The sequence below is a fragment of the Azoarcus sp. KH32C genome, from assembly GCF_000349945.1.
Classification (GTDB): Bacteria; Pseudomonadota; Gammaproteobacteria; order Burkholderiales; family Rhodocyclaceae; genus Aromatoleum.
Genome location: NC_020548.1, coordinates 200,524 through 220,222 on the forward strand (window position 1 = coordinate 200,524; position 19,699 = coordinate 220,222).

General features: G+C 60.2%; 14 protein-coding genes, 1 pseudogene and 1 other annotated feature. Of the genes and pseudogenes, 7 read left to right on the top strand and 8 right to left on the bottom strand.

The genetic code is table 11. The annotated features are described in order from the left end of the window. Position 1: 1 nt before the first annotated feature. Entirely contained in the window at positions 2–1,243 is a 1,242-nt protein-coding gene (locus AZKH_RS23775) for an aromatic ring-hydroxylating dioxygenase subunit alpha (protein ID WP_015451847.1), read from the bottom strand. Between the two features lie 186 nt (positions 1,244–1,429). Here AZKH_RS23775 and AZKH_RS23780 point away from each other — a divergent pair, with 186 nt between their 5' ends. The 7 genes and pseudogenes from AZKH_RS23780 (at position 1,430) to AZKH_RS23810 (ending at position 11,066) form a co-directional block, all read left to right on the top strand. Beyond that, on the top strand, positions 1,430–1,624 hold the full coding sequence (locus AZKH_RS23780; RefSeq protein ID WP_015451848.1) for a hypothetical protein: 195 nt from the start codon (positions 1,430–1,432) through the stop codon (positions 1,622–1,624). A 253-nt stretch (positions 1,625–1,877) separates the two neighbouring features. After that, positions 1,878–4,820 (top strand): EAL domain-containing protein, encoded by a 2,943-nt coding sequence (locus tag AZKH_RS23785; protein ID WP_231874591.1) that lies wholly within the window; start codon positions 1,878–1,880, stop codon positions 4,818–4,820. A gap of 169 nt (positions 4,821–4,989) precedes the next feature. Then, a complete protein-coding gene (locus tag AZKH_RS23790; RefSeq protein ID WP_015451850.1) occupies positions 4,990–6,102 on the top strand; it encodes a substrate-binding protein in 1,113 nt (370 codons plus the stop codon). Between the two features lie 90 nt (positions 6,103–6,192). After that, positions 6,193–7,413 carry a ChaN family lipoprotein gene (locus AZKH_RS23795; protein WP_015451851.1) on the top strand — a complete coding sequence of 407 codons (1,221 nt, stop codon included), beginning with the start codon at positions 6,193–6,195 and terminating at the stop codon, positions 7,411–7,413. Beyond that, entirely contained in the window at positions 7,410–9,455 is a 2,046-nt protein-coding gene (locus AZKH_RS23800; RefSeq protein ID WP_015451852.1) for a M1 family metallopeptidase, read from the top strand. The genes AZKH_RS23795 and AZKH_RS23800 overlap by 4 nt, the downstream gene beginning before the upstream one ends. A gap of 24 nt (positions 9,456–9,479) precedes the next feature. Continuing rightward, positions 9,480–9,734, top strand: a pseudogene (locus AZKH_RS27055) (ABC transporter ATP-binding protein); the annotation flags it as partial. Positions 9,735–9,846: 112 nt separating this feature from the next. Then, a protein-coding gene (locus AZKH_RS23810; RefSeq protein ID WP_156822295.1) for an IS3 family transposase occupies positions 9,847–11,066 on the top strand; the annotation gives its coding sequence in 2 pieces (ribosomal slippage) (positions 9,847–10,135 and positions 10,135–11,066; 1,221 coding nt in all). Next, positions 10,122–10,238, top strand: a sequence feature (AL1L pseudoknot). Its footprint overlaps the gene before it by 117 nt. A 256-nt stretch (positions 11,067–11,322) precedes the next feature. Here AZKH_RS23810 and AZKH_RS27365 read toward each other — a convergent pair. The 7 genes from AZKH_RS27365 to AZKH_RS23830 all read right to left on the bottom strand — a co-directional run bounded on the left by AZKH_RS27365 (position 11,323) and on the right by AZKH_RS23830 (position 19,682). Beyond that, positions 11,323–13,269 carry a patatin-like phospholipase family protein gene (locus tag AZKH_RS27365; protein WP_172642512.1) on the bottom strand — a complete coding sequence of 649 codons (1,947 nt, stop codon included), beginning with the start codon at positions 13,267–13,269 and terminating at the stop codon, positions 11,323–11,325. Between the two features lie 602 nt (positions 13,270–13,871). Next, complete coding sequence (locus AZKH_RS23815) at positions 13,872–16,184, bottom strand: UvrD-helicase domain-containing protein (protein ID WP_015451856.1); 2,313 nt, start codon at positions 16,182–16,184, stop codon at positions 13,872–13,874. 7 nt (positions 16,185–16,191) lie between these two features. Next, positions 16,192–17,031: a hypothetical protein gene (locus tag AZKH_RS27065; RefSeq protein WP_015451857.1), complete on the bottom strand. Its 840-nt coding sequence runs from the start codon at positions 17,029–17,031 to the stop codon at positions 16,192–16,194. A 386-nt stretch (positions 17,032–17,417) separates the two neighbouring features. Next, positions 17,418–17,933, bottom strand: coding sequence for a response regulator (locus AZKH_RS23820; protein ID WP_172642513.1), 516 nt, complete (start codon positions 17,931–17,933; stop codon positions 17,418–17,420). Continuing rightward, positions 17,896–18,210: a hypothetical protein gene (locus tag AZKH_RS27485; RefSeq protein WP_172642514.1), complete on the bottom strand. Its 315-nt coding sequence runs from the start codon at positions 18,208–18,210 to the stop codon at positions 17,896–17,898. Before AZKH_RS27485 ends, AZKH_RS23820 begins: the two co-directional genes overlap by 38 nt. 76 nt (positions 18,211–18,286) lie before the next feature. Further along, a complete protein-coding gene (locus AZKH_RS27490) occupies positions 18,287–18,751 on the bottom strand; it encodes a HAMP domain-containing protein (RefSeq protein ID WP_369795135.1) in 465 nt (154 codons plus the stop codon). A gap of 79 nt (positions 18,752–18,830) precedes the next feature. Beyond that, positions 18,831–19,682 (bottom strand): methylenetetrahydrofolate reductase, encoded by an 852-nt coding sequence (locus AZKH_RS23830; protein ID WP_015451860.1) that lies wholly within the window; start codon positions 19,680–19,682, stop codon positions 18,831–18,833. Between the last annotated feature and the right edge of the window lie 17 nt (positions 19,683–19,699).

The window sequence follows — 19,699 nt, forward strand, 5'->3', positions numbered from 1 at the left end:
CTCAGCCCAGCGCCGCGCGCAGCCGCTCGATGTACCAGTTGGCGAACTTCTCGACCAGCGCCTCGGTGTAGGGCGAATACGGGCCGGGCTCAAAGGCGGGGCTCGCGGCACCGCGCTGCGACATCTCGACCAGCGCGCCGTCCTGGCGATTGGTCGCCTTCCACACCTCGGTGAGCTTCTCCAGATCGTAGTCGCGCCCTTCCACCGCATCCTTGTGGACCAGCCACTTGGTGCGCACCAGGGTGTGTTCGGCATCGATCGGCAGCACGCTGAAAGTGACGATGTGGTCGCTCATGAAGTGGTGCCAGGAATTCGGCTGGGTCCAGAACGACAGCCCGCCGAGCTTGCGGTCGGTGAAATCGGCCAGCAGCTTCTCGCAGGCCACGCGCGCGTCCATCGTCTGCGACTCCCCCGCCTTGTCGAGCGGCAGGCGCTGCGTGCGGAAGCCGGTGACACGGCTGTCGAGCATTTCGATCTCGGCCGACTTGAGGCCCGCCGCTTCCCAGCGCGCATGCTCGCGCTCGATGAGGTCGTAGAAGCCCTGCACCGCCTCGGCATTCGCCGGCGAAGGCTGGTAGCCGAAGCCGAACTCGTAGATCGAGCTGGTGAGCTCCGGGTGATTGCTGACGCAGTGGTAGCACTCGCGGTTGTTCTCCATCGTCAGCTTCCAGTTGCCGGCTTCGACGTAGTCGTCCTGCATCACCACCTTGCAGTCGGCGATACGATGTGGAGCGATGTAGGGCTCCATCGCTGCGCGCATCTCCTCGAAGTCGGCAGGCGGCTGCTCGGCCAGACAGATGAAGATCAGACCGGCGAGATTGCCGACGTGCACGGGCTTGAGGTTGTGGCGACTGAAATCGAAGTCCTCGCCCATGTGCTCGTTGTGGATGAGCTTGCCGGACAGGTCATAGGTCCATTGGTGATAGGGACAGACCAGGTTGCCGACGCTGCCCTTGTGCTCGTTGCAGAGCTGGGCACCGCGATGGCGGCACACGTTGTGGAAGGCGCGCACGTTCATGTCGTCGTCGCGCACGACCACGATCGACGCACGGCCGAGCTTGACCGTGAAGTAGTCGCCCGGCTCGGGGATGTCCGGCTCCACCCCGACGTAGATCCAGTGGCGACCGAAGATCGCCTCCATGTCGAGATCGTAGATTTCGGCCGCGGTATAAAACGGCGCTTCGAGGTTGTAACCGGGCTGACGGGCGAGAATCAGCTCTCGCACAGGGCTGGATATCTTCATGTTCTCTCCGCTGGTCTTTTAATGATTTAGTGTTCGACGGGAGGATGTTGGCGCAGCTGCACCGGCGCCACTTATGCACTGCCGACGCAAGTCTCCTCGATTGCGACATCGCGCCGCCCGCGCGCTCCGCCAGCGAAGTGTTCCGATCTTGTCTATTTTGGAGTAAGCCCTTCAAGGGACATGGTTATGAACAGACCCTACGTCAAGACCGAGCGCTTGGTGGCGGTATTCATCCTGGGCACCCTGCTGTTCAACTACCCACTGCTCGCCCTGTTCAACCGCCCCATCATGGTCGGAGCCATTCCGCTGGTCTTTGCCTATGTCTTTGTCGCCTGGGCGCTCGTGATCGGCCTGCTCATGCTGATCATGGAGAGCAAGTAGAAACGTGCCGGCCTGGATCATCATCCTTGTCGGAGCGCTCTATCTGGGGCTGCTCTTCCTGATCGCCTATCGCGGCGACAAAGCGGCCAGTGCGGGACGAAGCCTGATCGCCAACCCTTACGTGTATTCCCTGTCGCTCGGCGTTTTTGCCACCGCGTGGTCCTTCTACGGCAGCGTCGGGCGCGCAGCCGAAAGTGGGATCGAATTCCTGGCCACCAACCTCGGCCCGACGGTCATGATCACCCTTTGGTGGGTGGTGCTGCGCAAGATCATCCGCGTCGCGAAGGAAAACCGCATCACCTCGCTGGCCGACTTCATTTCCTCTCGCTACGGCAAGAGCCAGGCGGTGGCTGCGCTGGTCACCCTGATCGCGGTGATCGGTGTCACCCCTTACGTTGCGCTCCAACTGAAGGCCATCGATATCAGCTTCCACCTGCTGCGCGGATACCCCCAGATCCTCACGGCGGTGCCCGCGCCCAAGAACGTCTGGAGCGACACGGCATTTCACGTCGCCCTCATCCTGGCTGCCTTCACCATCGTGTTCGGGACGCGCACGCTGGATGCGTCGGAGCGCCACGAAGGTATGGTCGCGGCGATTGCCTTCGAATCGCTGGTCAAACTGGCTGCCTTCCTCGCCGTCGGCGTCTTCGTCGCGTGGGGCATGTACGACGGCCTCACGGATATCTTCACGCGCGCCGCCGCAGTGCCTCAAATCGCCCGGGTGTTCACCATCGACGACGGCTCGGCAGGCCGCCCAAGCAATTGGGTCTCGCACTTTTCCGTCGGCTTTGTGAGCCTGCTGGGGATCATGTGCCTGCCCCGCCAGTTCCAGGTCGCGGTGGTCGAGAACGTCGACGAAGCGCACCTCATCAAGGCGGTCTGGCTCCTGCCGCTCTATCTCTTCCTGTTTTCCTTGTTCGTCCTGCCGATCGCCTTCGGCGGACTCCTGCACTTCGGTGCAGGGGCCGTAAACCCCGACACCTTCGTCCTCACCCTGCCGATGTCCGCCGGAAAGGAAGGGCTCGCGCTGCTCGTGTTCCTCGGCGGGCTCTCGGCCGGCAGCGGCATGGTCATCGTCGAGACCATTGCCCTGTCGACGATGGCCTGCAATGACCTGGTGATGCCCGGCCTGCTGCGCATCAAGGCGCTGCGCCTGTTCGATCGCGCCGATCTCTCCGGGCTGCTGCTCGCTATCCGGCGCATTACCATCGTGATCGGGCTACTGCTCGGCTACGCCTACTATCGACTGGCGGGCAACGCCTACGCGCTGGAGCAGACCGGCGTCATCTCCTTCGCCGCCATCTCCCAGTTCGCGCCAGCGCTGCTGGGCGGCCTCTACTGGAAAGGCGCCACCCGGAACGGTGCCCTCGCCGGCATTACGGCCGGTTTCCTGGTTTGGGTCTACACGCTCCTGCTGCCGGCAGCCGCCCGTTCCGGCTGGCTGCCGATCGCTTTCGTCGAGGAAGGACCATTTTCGATTGCGCTGCTCCGGCCGCTTGCCCTGTTCGGTCTCGAGGGGCTCGACGAGATCAGCCACACATTGCTGTGGAGCATGCTCGCCAATATCGGCGCTTATCTGGTCGTGTCGATCATGAGCGACCAGAGCGCCATCGAACAGACACAGGCCGCGGCCTTCGTCGATGTCTTTCAGTCGGAGCGGCGTGTCGGCGAGAACTGGCGGGTCAGCGGCTCACTGCCGGACCTCCATGCGCTGATGTTGCGGATGCTTGGCGCCGACGGTGCCCAGCGCGTGTTTGCCGAGTTTGCCCGCCGGCGCGGCCTGGACTGGCCACGGGAAATCGATGCCGAGCTGGCCAGCCAATGCGAAGCTCAGCTTGCGGGGGTCATCGGCGCGGCCTCGGCAAGAGTCATGCTCGCTTCGGTCGTGCAGCACGAATTCCTGCGCGACAGCCTCACCGGCCTGCCCAACCGCGCGCTGCTGGTGATGCGGATCGGCGATGCACTGGAGCGACACCGGCTCAAAGGCGGCGGCTTTGCCCTGCTCTTCGTCACGCTGGACCGGTTCCGCCTGATCACCGACAGCCTCGGCGGCGCCGCAGGCGACCAGATGCTGCTGGCCGTGGCGCAATGCCTTGGTGCGGGGCTGCGCGTCGGCGACACGATCGCCCGCATGCCCGGGGAGAGTTTCGCCATCCTTCTCGACGAAGCCCATGACCCTGGCGAGGCAACCCGCTTTGCCGACCGGATCCAGAACGACCTGAGCGCAGGCTTCAACATCGAAGGGCATCAACTCTTTACCTCCGCAAGCATTGGCGTCGCACTCGGTCATCCGGGCTATAGCAGCGCGGAAGATCTGCTGCGCGACGCCGAAACCGCCGCCCACGGCGCGTCCCGGCGCGGCGGGGCATGCCACGAGGTGTTTGCCGCCGACATGCATGCGCGCGTCGTGGCCCTCCTCGAAATGGAGACCAAGCTGCGCCAGGCGGTGGCCGGCGGCGAAGAATTCCGGGTCTTCTACCAGCCCATCGTCTCGCTGCAAACGGGCCGGCTGGCGGGGTTCGAGGCGCTGGTGCGAATGCGCCGCCCCGACGGCACCCTCGTGCCACCGAGCGAATTCATTCCCCTCACCGAGGAGACCGGCCTCATCGTCTCCATCGGACGCTGGGTGCTCGCCGAAGCCTGCCGCCAGATGCGGGAGTGGCAGCAACGCCATCCGCAATGTCTGGCCATGCAGATGAGCGTGAATCTCGCCGGGCGGCAGTTTGTGCAGAGCGATCTGAGCCAGCAGATCGAAGCCGTGTTGTCCGAGACCGGCCTCGACGTCAAAAGCCTCAAGCTCGAAGTCACCGAGACGGTCATCATGGAGCACGCCGAAGCGGCGACAGCCATCCTGGAAAAGCTGCGCAATCTGGGCGTGAAACTGCTGATGGACGACTTCGGCACCGGCTTTTCGTCGCTCTCCTATCTGCACCGGTTTCCGGTCGACACCTTGAAGATCGACGCATCCTTCGTGCGCCGCATGGACGCCGACCGCAAGGCGGCCGATATCGTCGACACCATCGTCGCCCTGGCGCGGACCCTCAACATGGATCTCATCGCCGAAGGGATCGAGACCGCCGAGCAACTCGCCCGGCTGCGAACATTGCAGGTCGAGTACGGGCAAGGCTACTACTTCGCCAAACCGCTCGATGCCGGGGAGGCCGAGGCGATGATTGTTGCGCGGCCAAGCTGGTAGCGCGGGCTCCCCTTTTCCGGACCCGCCATGCTTTCCGGCAGCTATGACTTCGCGACTGCGCATCTACGGCAAGCACCTAAACTAGGAAATCAGGATCGGCTTTCGCGGCGGGAACTCCCGGAGGCCGGGTTTTCTTCTTCAGTAGCCCCTTTCCCAAGGAGGCAATGCGATGAAAGATGCAGCGATCAGAGTCGGCGTCGTTACGGACCAATCGGGTCCGCTGTCGGTGATGGGCATTGCCAACGCCAACGTAGCCAGGATGGTCATCAACGACATCAACGCCCAAGGCGGGCTGCTCGGTCGGCAGATCGACCTGTACCTCGAGGACAGCGCAACGACCGACAGCGTGGCCGAGGCGAAGGCGGCCAAGCTCGTCGAGCAGGACAAGGTCGACGTCATCCTCGGCGGGATCTACAGCTCGACCCGGCAGGCGATCAAGCGCGCGGCCGTTGAAAAGGCCGGCAAGCTCTATATCTACCCGGAGCAGTACGAGGGGCAGGAATGCCATCCCCTGATCTTCTGCACCGGCCCGGTGCCGGCGCAGCAGCTCGAACCGACGATTCCCTGGCTGATGCAGCAGACGGGGGCGAAGAAGTTCTACCTGCCATCGGCCGACTATATCTGGCCGCGCATCATGAACAAGAAGGTCCGTGAACTGGTCACCGCCAACGGCGGCCAGATCGTCGGCGAGGAGTACTTCCCGCTGGACCATGCCGACTACGCAAGAACCGTCGACAGCATCATGTCGACCGGTGCGGAGGTGGTCTTCAATACGACCGTTCCCCCCGGGGTTGTGCCGTTCCTCGATCAGCTGCACCGGGCCGGTTTCAAGAAGCGCGGCGGAATACTGATGTGCACCTACTTCGAGGAGAACATCCTGCCGCTGTTTCCGGTCGAGCATGTGGACGGCCTCTACGGCTGCCTCGACTACTATCAGGCGGTCAGCGATCCGTTCAGCAAGGAACTGCTCGATCGGTACAACCAGCTCTACCCCGGTGGCGCCAAATTGACCGGGGGCAGCGCGGCCACCGGCATGTATCGGGGCCTGAAACTGTGGGAGGCCGCAGTGAAGGAGGCGGGCTCGCTGAAGCAGGAAGACGTCATCAAGGCGCTCGACCATGCGACGATCGCCGAGGGGCCGGGCGGCCCGGCGCAAATGGTGCCGGGCCAGCATCACGTCCGGATGAACATGTACGTCGCCCAGGTGAGCAACGGCAGCTTGAACGTCGTCAAAGACCTCGGGGCATTCGATCCGAAGGAGTGCCTGCAGGGTGTGAAGTAGAAGACCAAGGAAGGCAACGAGCCGCCTGCTGCTCCGGGAACTCGTCACGTACAATGCAATCCGAATTAAGCCCCTCTCTCCCGGAACGCGATGAACTCGAACTTCCCTCGCCTGTTCACCGCCGCCATCGCCCTCGCGATGACTGGTTTCGCCCACTCGGCCATCGCCCAGGAAGCTCACGCCGCGACGGCCGCCTCTGCCTGTCTCACGCCCGCCGCCTGGCACAGCCTTGACGGCAAACGGCCGCGCGTCGCGGCCCCCGTCGCCCTGCTGGCGGAGATGGCGAAACGCGACGTTGTCCTGCTGGGGGAGCACCATGACGAAGACGACCATCACCGCTGGCAAGCGCAGGTGCTGGCCGAGCTTCATATCCAGCGCCCGAACATGATCATCGGTTTCGAGATGTTCCCACGCCGGGTGCAGCCGGTACTGGACCGCTGGGTGGCGGGCGAACTCACGGTCAAGGATTTTCTGGATCAGTCCGAATGGGGCAAAGTATGGAACTGGCCGGCGGAAATATATGTGCCGCTGTTCGAATTCGCCCGCATCAACCGCATCCGCATGGTGGCGCTGAACGTCGACGAATCGCTTAACCGTGCCATCACCCAGAAAGGCTGGGACGCGGTCCCGCCGGCCCAGCGGGAAGGCGTCGGTCGCCCCGCGGCACCGGTCGAAACCTATCGCGATCAACTGTTCGAGGTGTATCGCGAACACGCTGCACATAGAGGCAAGGATGGCGCGAAGGTGGCGCAAAGCGATGCGGCCTTCGGCTATTTCGTCGAGTCGCAAACCACCTGGGACCGAGCCATGGCAGAGGCGCTGGCCCGAGCCCTGAACGCGGGCCCGGCGACGGACAAGCCCCTCGTCGTCGGCATCATGGGCAGCGGCCATCTCCGCTTCGGCCATGGCGTGCCGCACCAGCTGCGCGATCTCGGCGTCACCCGTATCGGCACCCTGCTGCCCCTGCCGGCCGACTTCGATTGCGACGAGCTTCGCACCGGCCTCGCGGACGCCGTGTTCGCGCTGCCGACCCATGCGGGGACCAAGCCGGAACCGCCGCGGCTCGGCGTGCGCCTCGAAGAGGAAGGCGGCGGCGTGCGCATCGCCGACGTCACACCCGGCAGTCTCGCCGACAAGACGGGCCTGAAGAACGGCGACCGTTTGGTCGAAGTGGCGGGACGCCCGGTGAAGCAGACGAGTTCAGTGATCGCATCGGTGCGTGGGCAGCCGCCCGGCACGTGGCTTCCAATGCGCGTAAAACGGGGCGACGAGACGCTCGACTTCGTCATCAAATTTCCGCCCGCGCCATGAAGGCTGTCCTGCTCCCTATCCTTCTCCTCTTCACGTCCGCGGCGCGGGCCGCCTCGCCGAGTCTGGAACTCGCAGTCGAACTCGATCCCGGCACTCACCACCTCGCCGTGCAAGCCGACGTCGCGCCAGCCTCCCACGACTTCCGTTTCGAGCTGCACGAAACCTTGGAAGTGAGCGCCGCAACCGCGAACGGCAAACCGCTGACCGTCCGCCCCGCCGGCCGCCACGGTCCGATTCGCGCCTGGCAAGTGACGCTGCCTCCCACTGCGGACAAGCTGCATCTCGAATACGCCGGCACCCTGCCCGCCCTGGACTCCAAGCTCGATCATCGCGACGTGCTGCAAGGCCTGTCGCCAGCGGCGTCGACGGACGGGAGCTTCCTGCCGTCCGGAGGCGCCTGGTATCCGCGGCCGTCAGCGCTGTTCGCCTACCGGGTGACGATAACCGTGCCGGGGGACCAGCGGGCATTGGTGCCCGGACGGCTGCAGTCCGAGGAAATGCCTTCCGACGGAGCGGGCCACGGGTCTGGCAGCGGGTCTGACCATTACCGGGCGCGCTTCGAATTCGCCCAGCCCGCCGAGGGCATCGACCTCATGGCGGGCCCCTGGGTCGTCCGCGAGAAGATGATGGCGCGGGCGTCAGCGGAGCCGGTGCGCCTGCGCACCTACTTCTTCCGCGATCTGGATGCCATCCCCGACCTTGCCGATGGCTACCTGGACGACACCCAGCGCTACCTCGAGCGCTACGAGCAGGAGATCGGCACCTATCCGTTCACCGAGTTCTCGGTGGTGGCGAGCCCCCTGCCGACCGGCTTCGGCATGCCAACGCTGACCTACCTCGGCGCCGACGTGCTGAAACTGCCCTTCATCCGCGCCACCTCGCTCGGCCACGAGGTGCTGCACAACTGGTGGGGCAACGGCGTCTACGTCGATTATGCTCACGGCAACTGGTCGGAGGGACTGACCACCTTCATGGCGGACTACGCCTACAAGGAATCGGAGTCCGCCGAAGCGGCACGCGCGATGCGGCTCGGATGGCTGCGCGATTTTGCCGCCGTGCCCGCCGGCGATCAGCAGTCGCTGGCCGACTTCCGCTCCCGCACCCATGGCGCTGCGGCGGCGGTGGGTTACGGCAAGGCGGCGATGTTGTTCGTGATGCTCCGCGACACCATCGGCGAGGATGCCTTCCGGAGCGGCATCCGCGCCTTCTGGCAAACGCAGAAGTTCCGCGCTGCGTCCTGGAAAGACCTGCAAGCGGCCTTCGAGCGCGCCTCGGGCCGGTCTCTGGATGGCTTCTTCAGACAATGGGTCGACCGTCCCGGTGGTCCTGCGGTCAAGATCGCCGCAGCCGACGCCCGCCGCTCAGCGGGCGGCACGCGATTGACGCTCACGGTAGCGCAGAACGCCCCCGCCTATGCCCTGCACCTTCCGGTGCAACTTGTCTTCCCGGACCGCGAGGAGATGCGCTGGATCGACGTCGAGGGGGAACGCCGGGCGGTCGCGATGGATGTGGGAGCGATGCCCACGGGCGTGCGCCTGGATCCCGAGCTGCAGGTCTGGCGCATGCTCGGGCAGGAGCAGTTGCCGCCCATCCTGCGCCAGTGGATCATCGCCCGCGCTCCGCGCCTGGCGCTGGCCTCTGCTGCGCCCGATGTGCGCGAAGCGGCCGCCACGCTGGCCCAACGCCTGTTCGAGGTCAAGCCGCAGGCTATCGCGTTGGGCGACATGACCAAGGGAAGCGAGCCGGTGCTACTGGCTGGTCTGCACGCAGACGTGGATGCGGCACTGAAGCAGGCCCACCTGCCGCCGCGGCCCGAACGCCTAGGTGGTCGCGGCAGCGCCCAGGTATGGACCGTCTCGGTCCCGGACGGCGCGCCGGTGGCCGTGGTTTCGGCGCGGGACGTGGAATCACTGCGAGCACTGCTGCGCCCTCTGCCTCACTACGGCGCGCAGAGCTGGTTGGTGTTCGAGGATGCGCGGCTCGTCGAGCGCGGCGTATGGCCCGCTCCTGCCCAACTCATTCCGGTGCGGGACGCGCCGTAGGCCGTTTCGTTTTCCAATCGATGCGAACAGCAGATGCTAACGATAGGCCGTGCGCTGATAACCCTACGCTACGGCTCGACGAGCCGTCGTTGGGCCTCGCACCGATCTGCGTCGAGCGCATCTTCCAGATTCATCCGCGAGCTCAACACCCAGCGCGACATGACGATCCTGCTCGTCGAGCAGAACGCGCACCACGCGCTGCGCGTCAACCATCGCGGCTACGTGCTGCAGCATCAACAAATCGTGCTCGCGCCCGGCGGCGCCAATCTCGACCGCTAGGATAGTCGGCACTGATTCCCGCGCTCTCCAACGCCGGGTTTCACACAGCGAGGTAATCGCATTGAATCGCCCCGGGTTTCGCGGAGGCTCCAACTCTTGAGAAGATGGAGCCATGAAGAAGACGAAGTTCTCCCCCGAAGTGCGCGAGCGGGCCGTGCGCATGGTGTTCGAGCAGCGCGACCAGCATGGATCACAGTGGGCGGCGATCGAATCGATCGCGGCCAAGATCGGTTGCAGCGCGCAGACGCTGTCGAACTGGGTGCGCCGGTACGAGCGGGACACCGGGCAGCGTGATGGGGTCAGCACTGCAGAGGCGGCCCGCATCAAGGAGCTCGAGCGCGAGGTCCGCGAGCTGAAGAAGGCCAACGAGATTCTGCGCCTTGCCAGCGCGTATTTCGCGCAGGCGGAGCTCGACCGCCGCAACAAGTGATGAACAGTTTCATCGACACGCACCGCGAGCGCTTCGGGGTCGAGCCGATCTGCAGGGTGCTGCAGGTTGCCCCGTCGGCCTATCGTCGCGCGGTAGCCCGTCGGCGTGATCCCGCCTTGCGCTGTCTGCGAGCCCGTCGCGACGAGGTGCTGGAGGGGCACATCGAGCGGATCTGGGAGGCAAATCTGCAGGTGTATGGAGCGCGCAAGGTATGGCGGCAGTTGCAGCGGGAAGGCGTCGAGGTCGCCCGCTGCACGGTTGAACGGCTGATGCGTGCCCAGGGTTTGCGCGGTGCAATGCGCGGAAAGGCGCTGCGGACCACCCGCCCGGATTCGATTGCGCCGTGTCCGCTCGATCGCGTCAATCGCCAGTTCGTCGCCCAGCGCCCAAACCAATTGTGGGTGTCCGACTTTACGTATGTCTCGACCTGGCAGGGGTTCGTGTACGTCGCCTTTGTGGTCGACGTCTTCGCCCGCTACATCGTGGGTTGGCGCGTCAGTCGATCCATGCAGACCGAGTTCGTCCTCGACGCCCTGGAGCAGGCCCTGTGGGCTCGTCAGCCTGAACGTAATGCCTTGGTCCATCACAGCGATCGCGGTTCCCAGTACGTCTCGATCCGATACAGCGAACGTTTGGCAGAAGCGGGCATCGAGCCGTCGGTCGGCAGCCGTGGTGATAGCTACGACAATGCCCTGGCCGAAACCATCAACGGCCTGTACAAGGCCGAAGTCATCCACCGGCGAGGGCCTTGGAAGAGCGTTGAAGCGGTCGAGTTGGCCACCCTCGAATGGGTCTCATGGTTCAACCATCACCGCTTGCTTGAGCCGATCGGGTACATTCCTCCCGCCGAAGCCGAGGCAAACTACTACCGCAACCTCAGCGAGCAGGCGGTCGCCGCCTGACTCAAACAAAACGGCCTCCGCGAAACCCGGGGCGATTCACATCTTGGCAACTCGGCGGCCTATGCAGTACGAATGGCACCCCCCGCTGCTCCTGCAACACCACCGGCAACTGAAAGCTGGTCGTTACGGGGGCCACAAAGGTCGGCCACCCACGCGCCCAACGCTCAAAATCCGCCGCTCAGCCTAACAGCTCAAGGACAGTAGGTCTGCCGAAGCCGCAATACCGACGGCGATACGTGCGCCGTAGTGATATACGTCATATCTCTGCGGACTGCTTGCATAGAAATGATCGTTTGGGAGGCTCGGTCGCCGGAAATGGAATTTTGACATCAAGCGCCTCAGCAACGCGTCGAACTGCTCCATTGACCTTCAGTACGCGCAGTTCATTGAGATGTTTCTCCATCTCCAAGTAGCCTAGTCGCCCCAGTGTCCACCCAACGGGAATGGGGTATGCAGCTTCTCCCACATCAAATTTGATACATTCGCCCCCGAGCGTCCCGACAGTTGTCACCAGTCGTCGTTTTGCAATTTCTGCGCGGCGATGACGAACCTGTTCGAAGGTTGAAATCGATTGCAACGCCCCGAAAATTCCGCTGTTATGTTTCCGATTAACAAGCACTGCCGAGTCGTTGTTCGGCTTATTTGATACTACGAGTAGGATCAGCTTTATCTTTCCTCGCAGTTCCTTATGAGTACGAACTAACCGGTCGATCATTTTTACGTAATCGTCCATAGTTTCTGCAGCGCTGTTGTCGTAATAGCCTCCATCAACAGCCATCGACGCTTCGCTCTTATCGTGCGGTATTTCGGCCGGGTTACTAATTCCGGGAAAACGGGCACTGTGATACGCGGCATTCAGAAGCGAAATGCGTTCCGACGAATCAAGCATATCAAGCGCACCGTTTTTCTCCGACTCCTCGGAAAGTCTTGCGGAGGACGCAACTAACGGTCGGCCCGACTGTGCATCGGTACTACCCAAAATAAGCAACGGACCGTCGACAGTTGAGAATTTAGCTAGATCCTCGGTTAACCATCTTGCGGTTCCAGCGGGGGTACTTGCCAACACCGCCTCTTCGAACCTATCGGGCTTCGAAAAATTAGTTAAGCCTAGTTTGTCGATCAACCACTGAGACAACCATCCCCCTGTGGCAGGTCCTACAAGATCAGTGGACATCGAAAGAGGGCCTTGCTGATTGTTGCTTAAGCACGCATCACGATTATTGAGAAGGTCGCATGGATCCGTACTTGTTCGCTGGAAACCCTCCACAGCGGATATGAATGAGGCAGCACCGAGACTAGCCCCCGAAATACTGGATACCGCGTAGAGATGCGAATAGAACGAAGGCAGGATGTCATACAACGACTCGAGCACGTTGTAGGTCCAGTATGCTGCTCGTACACCACCCCCCTCCGCAATAACCAACACTACAGGATATGGATTTTCAACTGTACCGCTGGAAATTCGACGCGCAATCCATCGCAGGAAATGCGTTTCCGCGCTCGGTCGCTCAAATGTAATGGCTGGAGCAGGAGTTGAATGGGTAACCGAAAAGTAGCTACTGGCAAACGCAACCATGACCGTAGCGAATACAATGCCACGAAATATCTTTCCCGAGGCCGCCCGAACAGCTGCCATTAGAACCAGAAGCCATCCCATAATCGGCAAAAATAACGCCAGGGCAGCCATCAGTACATTCGCCCTTCCAACAGCAACTTGTACTCCCGTCAACACCACGATCCACATCATTAGGAAAGCAGCAGCTATTAACCAAGGGGGTATCCGATTAAGCCAGCCGGCAGGGGCTAAGGCAGACAAAATGAGGAAGATGACGCTAAAAGCAGTTAGAACTGAGAAGGCGGTTTCTCGACTCTTGCGAAGACGGAAAACAAACGCCCCCATTGTCAGGGCGAGCAGCAGAATAATTTCCAAGGTCAGAGTATCGAGATATTGGCCGAAAAATCCCCCATAGGAAGGTAGATCGTGAGCTAAGAATGGTGCAGTGGGAATGGCGCTCATTCCGACAAAGCTTGAAAGCATCCAAACACAAGGATCGAGCCGCCATGCGACAACCATCATGGACAAGGCCCCGCCCACCGTGATCAATATCAGGTCGAATTGAGTTATGTCCAGATAGAAAGCTCGGACGAGTTCCTGCGCTTGGCCAATTTCAAGATAAAGTAAGATATTTAGCGACCACGGCAAGGCCCAAATCGGCCAAGAGTTGCAGAAACGGCTAATAATCCGTCTCGATGAACGCCGCAATCTGCTCCCACAGCTGTTTTTCCCGAGTAAAAGGGCAGTCGACGGAATCGGATTTTGTGGCTTTAGAAGAGTCATGAATTTTTTGGGATTGAGATAAATCGCCTTGAGACCAACTGATCTCTAAGCATCCTCGGATTCGGTTCATTCGAACTGACAACGAATCGCGAGAACGGGCTTCAGAGGCTTAATTGAGCCATCATCGTGCTTCCGCCATGGCGCAACCATCAGATATTTTGACGTAACTCTCAAATGAATCCGTCGGCCGACGACGTTCTCGACAGCAGGGAACCCAAGTCCGGCTGTTGCTGTCGGTGCGGTTGGCTCCTGCGAACAGCCGGTGGAGTACAGGTGCTGACATTGCCGGGTTAAATAAGTTTGTTGTAACAGCAGGGAAAAACGGTGCTCGCCCCCTTTGTAGCCCTTCAAGCCCTGACGGCTTGAAGGGCCGATGACAAAAGCAGCTGACGTACTAAACCACTGCTCGTTTGCGAGTGCTCTGCCTTAGTAGACCTCGGAGGGTGGGCGATTCATACGTAAGACGATTAGCCGTCGCAAACAGAAAGCAAATTCGACTGAACTGCTGACGAAAAAATCGAACTAATGCCCCTCGCCTTAGTCCCTAAAATCTCAACTCTAAATCTCGCCCGAGTTAGGGCAACATATACTCGCTGATGGGAGGTGTAGCTCAAGAAACTTTGGCTATCGTCATAGGTCGGCCCACCCTTTGGCGGAACCCGACCGCCATCCACTCCAACCAATATCGCCGCGGCGAATTCAAGACCACCGACAAACTCAGGAGCTGTTAGAACGAATCTACCTGACTGTTTCGCTCGATTGACCGCTTCGAGATCCCCCCGGCTCTTTATTACTTCCACAGGTTTATTCCCCGCCCTTGCCCGGTCCTGCAATTCCTTGAAGATATCATCACCAAATGCGATAACTACGACGTCCGCCTTTGTTACCTCCATGTCTCTCGCAAGCGCATCAGCTCGCATAAACGTATCCGCAAGCATTGTCTCGTCCGAGCTGTATTGGCGCAGCACTGGCTCCGCAGTCTTTCGTTCCTCTTCTGCAGTGAAAGTGCTAAGCGCCGACGTCAATGGGTTGTGAAAATTTGTAAACAGAGTTGCACCAGATGACGTTACCGAAAACGCCAAATTTACGATTTCTGGTGAACACCGAAATATTGAATTTACGGGCGTTGGTGCAGACTCTCCGACCGTAGCATCCGGATCAAAGGCGAGGTCGAACGACTCGTTGGTCCACCCCCTGTCACCTAAGGCCTGCGACTTGTCCACGGAATACGCGATTGGTTGACTCGCCTCATTCCTCGTTAGACGATGGAATACAGACAGTTCATTCAAATTGAATAGATGAGTTTCGTCTATGAAGACGCTATCATATCCCTCGCGAGTTCTCCTGCGACGCCAAATTGGCGTATTTAACTGAGATATCGCACTGAGAACCACGTCATCCGTATCAAATTGTGCCGACGAAACCAACTCATGCTGGTACCGCTCGTACATCAAAAAGACGAAAGTACGGTCGCCTTCAGTTTCGATCGGCAATCCAACCTTAAGCTTCTTTAGTTTCTTGTATTTATTCAAGTCCTGATCGGCCCGACCCTTAATCTGGACGCTTATTTCATGCCGCAGCATTTCGGCAAGGACCCAACGATCAGTCGTTACAATAAGGTCTGCAAACGCCTGCGACAAGAAGGGCTTATGGGAATCAAATTCATTCCTCAAGACGCTATCAATCGCCTCTCTGGCATATAGCGCCTGAACCATTTTCGACTCATATGCATCACGGTCAACGAGTTCGGACTCAGAAATCTCTTGATGAAGGAGATGCGCACATAGATTCTGTAGCGTGGTAACACGGAGAGTCTGCGGGGCGCCAATAACATCGCCCGCCCGGTCAATAAAGTTATCTTGATCATTAATAGCAAAAAGATTGTCGATTGCCTTCTTAGTAGCTTCGCTATGCGCGATGAAAAGTGCCCTATGGTCGACATTGGCGTCCCTCGCATCGCGAAGACATTTAAGGCACTTCAAGACTAGACACAGCGTCTTCCCCGTCCCTGCTGGCCCCTCGATTCGGTGAGGAACATCCAGGGGTCTGTTAACGAATTCGGCCTGAGCAGTTGTCAAAACAGGGCGCCAACCTTCTAGACCCGCCTGAAAGAGAGGACGTGAATGGCTTTCTTCTCCAAGTTGAGTAACTGCTAGCGCTTTCCCTCCCGGTTGGGAGCCCTGTCGAATTTGGGCGAGAGAGTCGTCGGCGGTCTTGTACGCAACGTCTTTGGCGTCACCAGCTTTTCGGAAATTGGTGACTCTAGCGACCTCGGCTGTGCCTTCCCCCTCCTGATCCGAAAATTTGTACACCAGTAATGCAGAACCTTGCTCACGCTTGCTCCGTCGCTTTTCATCCGGTTGTCTTTCAATGACAACCCTTAGCTCGGTTTGCATTCCAATCGGATAAGGAAAAACAACCGCCTTACCATGACCAAGAACCCGTTCATGGGAACTTGGCTTGAGGTTATCCCAAAGCTTGATTGCAAACCGCAACGTCTTCTGCAAGACAAGCAGAATTCCGTTATCGTCAAGCTTGAATAGTCTTGGAATTTCTTCCAAATCGAAAACAATGTAGTTCAACTCCCTCGAGGTAGGTGCCAGGATAAATCCTCCGTCTCCAACCCTAAGAGCCATGACCTTGGAGCTGAGCGGCAGAGCCGATATTTCTGCACGCACGAAAGCCGCAAGAAGCTTCCCTAAGTCAAACTCCGCAGACTGCAAGGTCCGCTCGGAAATTAACTCCTGAGTCGCCACCCGGTCTAAATATAAAAATTTCATTTCAACCTCAAAATTTTTTCATCAAGCATTTCTTGATGTCATCAAAGTCATTATCTTTCACGCCTATCCTGGAAAACAGGAGCGCGAAATTCTGCATAAGATGTTCAATCCAAGGTGACTTTAATTTTCCCACCGGCAGGGCCATGTCATCTTCATTCAAAATCCGAGGACAAATCGACCCACAGTTGCTATAAGCTTCCTTCCAAACATCAAATGGCAACCCGCCCGCAATCAGTTTTGCTACATCACTTGGAATGTGATGAATCTCTCTTAACAGGACAACATAGTCACCGTTCTCATCCGAATATGTTTCAAGATTTCGCAATAGATAATATCCATTGAGGCGATGAGAAGCCAATTCTTTGATAACTGCATCCGTCTTTGCTTGGTTCTGAGTCAAATAATTTTTAAGCCTACCCCAGTCGGAACAGTCGGCCTTAAATCCTCGAGTCTCATCAATCTGCTGAATGCATTTCCGAAATTTATCGCATTGAGATTTGCGAGCTCGTTCTTCTTCGTGAGGCCGAAAATGCGCGTCATATATAGCCTGCTCGGAATGCGTCTTTAAGAGTGTTTGGGATAGATTGGCGTCTTTTAGATAGTTCCGGAGGGTATTGGAAATATCGGCCTCCACACGATCGAGAACTATGGAGGCGCCATCAACGAGAAGCCACACTGCCAAGGGAACTACGGGCACATAGGTAAACACAGGGGTCTTCTCTTGGGCTGCATCACACCGCGCAGTGATTACTAACCCATAGACCTTTCCGCCCTTATAGTTTTCGGCATAAGCGCACGAGAAGATGGTCCCTTGCGTAAACTCATTCATCCTTGGCGCGTCAAACATCTGTATTCCTGATGGCTATGCAGTGAGCAAGACTAACATTCTCCGACGGATTAGGGGAATAAGGTTGTGCCGTGAGCACGGCGGGCCGTCGCAAGATGTCGGTAGTTAAGAACTGAACCTTTCGCGAGCTCATAGGCCAGTTGCGAGGCTCGCCGTAGGCCGAGCTATACGCAAAGGTCGTCTGGTAAAACTCCGACCAAACGACACGCTCATTTGGCTACTCAGCGTTGACAACGACCCGCAGTTCCTTGCTGGTGAATTCGGCAGGCAATAGCGTTATTCTCAACACCGCTACGCCATGTCGCTACGATTCGCCTCGCTCGCGACCGGCTTCTGCGCCTGCACACACTGCCCGACCTCATCGAGTTCGCGCAACAGCAGCTCCTTCAATTCCTCCCCCACGGAGCGACACCCTCCAAGATCGTCAGCCCCGCCCTCGCCTCCAACATGCGCAACTGCTCCCCGCTAGCCACCAGACCCAGCATTTCACAAGCTCCGGCGAGTTTATGCGCAAGCTCCTGCACTTCGAACAAATCCCCCTGCTCCAGTGCCGCAGCGATTTGCGACAGCACTTCAGCGACCTGCTCACGCAGCGGGCGCAGCAGCTTCATGACTCGCGAATTGCCGAATACCCGGGCGGTCAGAAGGCGCGTATCTACTGCACCGGCCGGAACGGCGGGCTCTGTCACGCCCTGTGCATCGGCGAGCGTCCGCAGAAGGTGCTCGATTCGGACCGGTTTCGCGACGACGGCATTCATGCCGTTCGCGAGATAGTGGCGAACTTCCTCGGGGCTGACTCTGGCGGTCAGCGCGATGATCGGGGTGCGCGCATTCAGATTGCCGGCATCGCCACGGATGTGGCGGCTAACCTCGCTGCCGCTCATCCCCGGATGGATGTCCATCAGGATCGCGTCGAACCCCTGCTGTCGGGCAGATTTCGAACGCGTGCGCGCCGTCCGGCGCGGCGCAGACAAAATGTCCCGCATGTTCGAGCAGCCCGCCCAGTACCTGACGATTCACTTCGACGTGATCGACGAGGAGCAGGCTCAGGCTTGGCAGCTTCGCGGGGATGATCGATGCAGTCCCGCCGGCATCCAGCGACGAAACCTGTAGCGGTAACTCGAACCAGAAGCGGCTCCCCTCACCGGGTGCGCTCGTCACACCGATGGTTCCGCCCATGCTATCGACAGGCGCGATTCGCCGCCTCTGCCGCTTCCTTGGCCGTCTGCAGGCCGCGCGTGCGCTTGTCGACGATCTACTTGAGCTGGTCGCGGCTGTATCGCAGTTGCTCGTGCGCCTTTTCGCGGCGGCTGATGTCTTGGCGGATCGCCAGCTGCATGTCGTTGAGGGCGGCAACCACCGCCTCGAATTCGTCCGGCACCGCGGCGGGCGGACGGGCGAGCTTCAGGGGCGCGTTGAGCCGCCCTTCGCCCAGCTGTCTGGCGAAACGCGCCATGCTTTCGAGGTGGCGGGTCACCAGCCGCTGGAAGACGATGACCAGCGCGGCGGCGATGAGCAGGATGGTGAGCGTCTGGCTCAGGAAGATTGTCAGGCCCGTCCAGCTAAGGCATGCGTAGCCCCCCGCCCGGTCGGTTTGAACGACCAGGCGCGCGAGGCTTCGATCTCCTTCGGGCGCGGCGGGGACGAGCTCGAAACTATGATCGATCGGCGTGATTGCACAGCGCCCGTCGGGGACTTCGAAAGGCGACAAGAAGTCCACGCCGTCGAGTCGCACGCCGGAGACGTCGGGAAAGTCCGACCACGAGCACTTTCGCTTCGCCGGCCAAGCCGTCACACTCCTACACGCGGGATGAGGCGGGAATACGAAGCCCGGATCCGATGTCGGCGATACGCTGCCAGTCGTTGCGACTGAAGTAGTGAATTCCCGGCGCCCCAAGCGCGAGCAACCTCGCGCATAAGCGGCGCACCACATCCACGCCGAACGCACGGATCGACTCGGCGTCATCGCCGAAGTCCGCAACACGGCGACGAATCCACGTAGGGATCTCGATGCCGTGGGCGTCGGAAAAGCGCAGCAGGCGCGAGAAGCTCGCCACCGGCATGACGCCCGGTACGACAGGCACGTTGATGCCCTGCCTTGCGCAGCGCTCGAGGAAATCCTCGTAAGCGTCCGCATTGAAGAAGAACTGCGTGATCGCGGCATTCGCACCGGCCTCGATCTTCGCCTTGAAACATGCGAGGTCATGCTCGGCGCTGCGTGCCTGGGGATGGGTTTCCGGATACGCCGCGACGTCGATGTGGTAGCGCGATCCGGTCTCTTCCCGGATGAATCGCACCAGTTCGACGGCGTGCGGGAACGCGCCGCGGCCGGGCAAGCCCGACGACGGGTCGCCTCGAAGCACGACGAGGCGGTGTACGTCGAGCGCTTCGTACTCGGCCAGCAGGGAGCGGATGTCGTCGCGACTCGCTCCCGCGGCGGAAATGTGCGGCACGGCGACGCCCCCGGCCGCGCGAACAAGCTGCAAGGCTGCAAGCGATGCCTCGCGCGTGCAGCCTCCGGCGCCGTAGGTCACGGAAATGAATTCGGGGCCTTGCGCGACGAGCCGTCGGACGGTGTCCGCGAGGCGTAGCCGGCCCTCAGAAGTCTGCGCCGGAAAGATTTCAACGCTGAAAGGATAATCTGCGCTCATTCCGGGTTCTCTGTGTG

Excerpts from the sequence above, each read along its gene's own strand:
- AZKH_RS23830 (WP_015451860.1), bottom strand. The coding sequence starts at position 19,682 with ATGAGCGCAGATTATCCTTTCAGCGTTGAAATCTTTCCGGCGCAGACT.
- AZKH_RS27485 (WP_172642514.1), bottom strand. The coding sequence starts at position 18,210 with ATGGGCGGAACCATCGGTGTGACGAGCGCACCCGGTGAGGGGAGCCGC.
- AZKH_RS27065 (WP_015451857.1), bottom strand. The coding sequence starts at position 17,031 with ATGTTTGACGCGCCAAGGATGAATGAGTTTACGCAAGGGACCATCTTC.
- AZKH_RS23795 (WP_015451851.1), top strand. The coding sequence starts at position 6,193 with ATGAACTCGAACTTCCCTCGCCTGTTCACCGCCGCCATCGCCCTCGCG.
- AZKH_RS23780 (WP_015451848.1), top strand. The coding sequence starts at position 1,430 with ATGAACAGACCCTACGTCAAGACCGAGCGCTTGGTGGCGGTATTCATC.
- AZKH_RS23800 (WP_015451852.1), top strand. The coding sequence starts at position 7,410 with ATGAAGGCTGTCCTGCTCCCTATCCTTCTCCTCTTCACGTCCGCGGCG.
- AZKH_RS23820 (WP_172642513.1), bottom strand. The coding sequence starts at position 17,933 with ATGGACATCCATCCGGGGATGAGCGGCAGCGAGGTTAGCCGCCACATC.
- AZKH_RS23815 (WP_015451856.1), bottom strand. The coding sequence starts at position 16,184 with ATGAAATTTTTATATTTAGACCGGGTGGCGACTCAGGAGTTAATTTCC.
- AZKH_RS23790 (WP_015451850.1), top strand. The coding sequence starts at position 4,990 with ATGAAAGATGCAGCGATCAGAGTCGGCGTCGTTACGGACCAATCGGGT.
- AZKH_RS23775 (WP_015451847.1), bottom strand. The coding sequence starts at position 1,243 with ATGAAGATATCCAGCCCTGTGCGAGAGCTGATTCTCGCCCGTCAGCCC.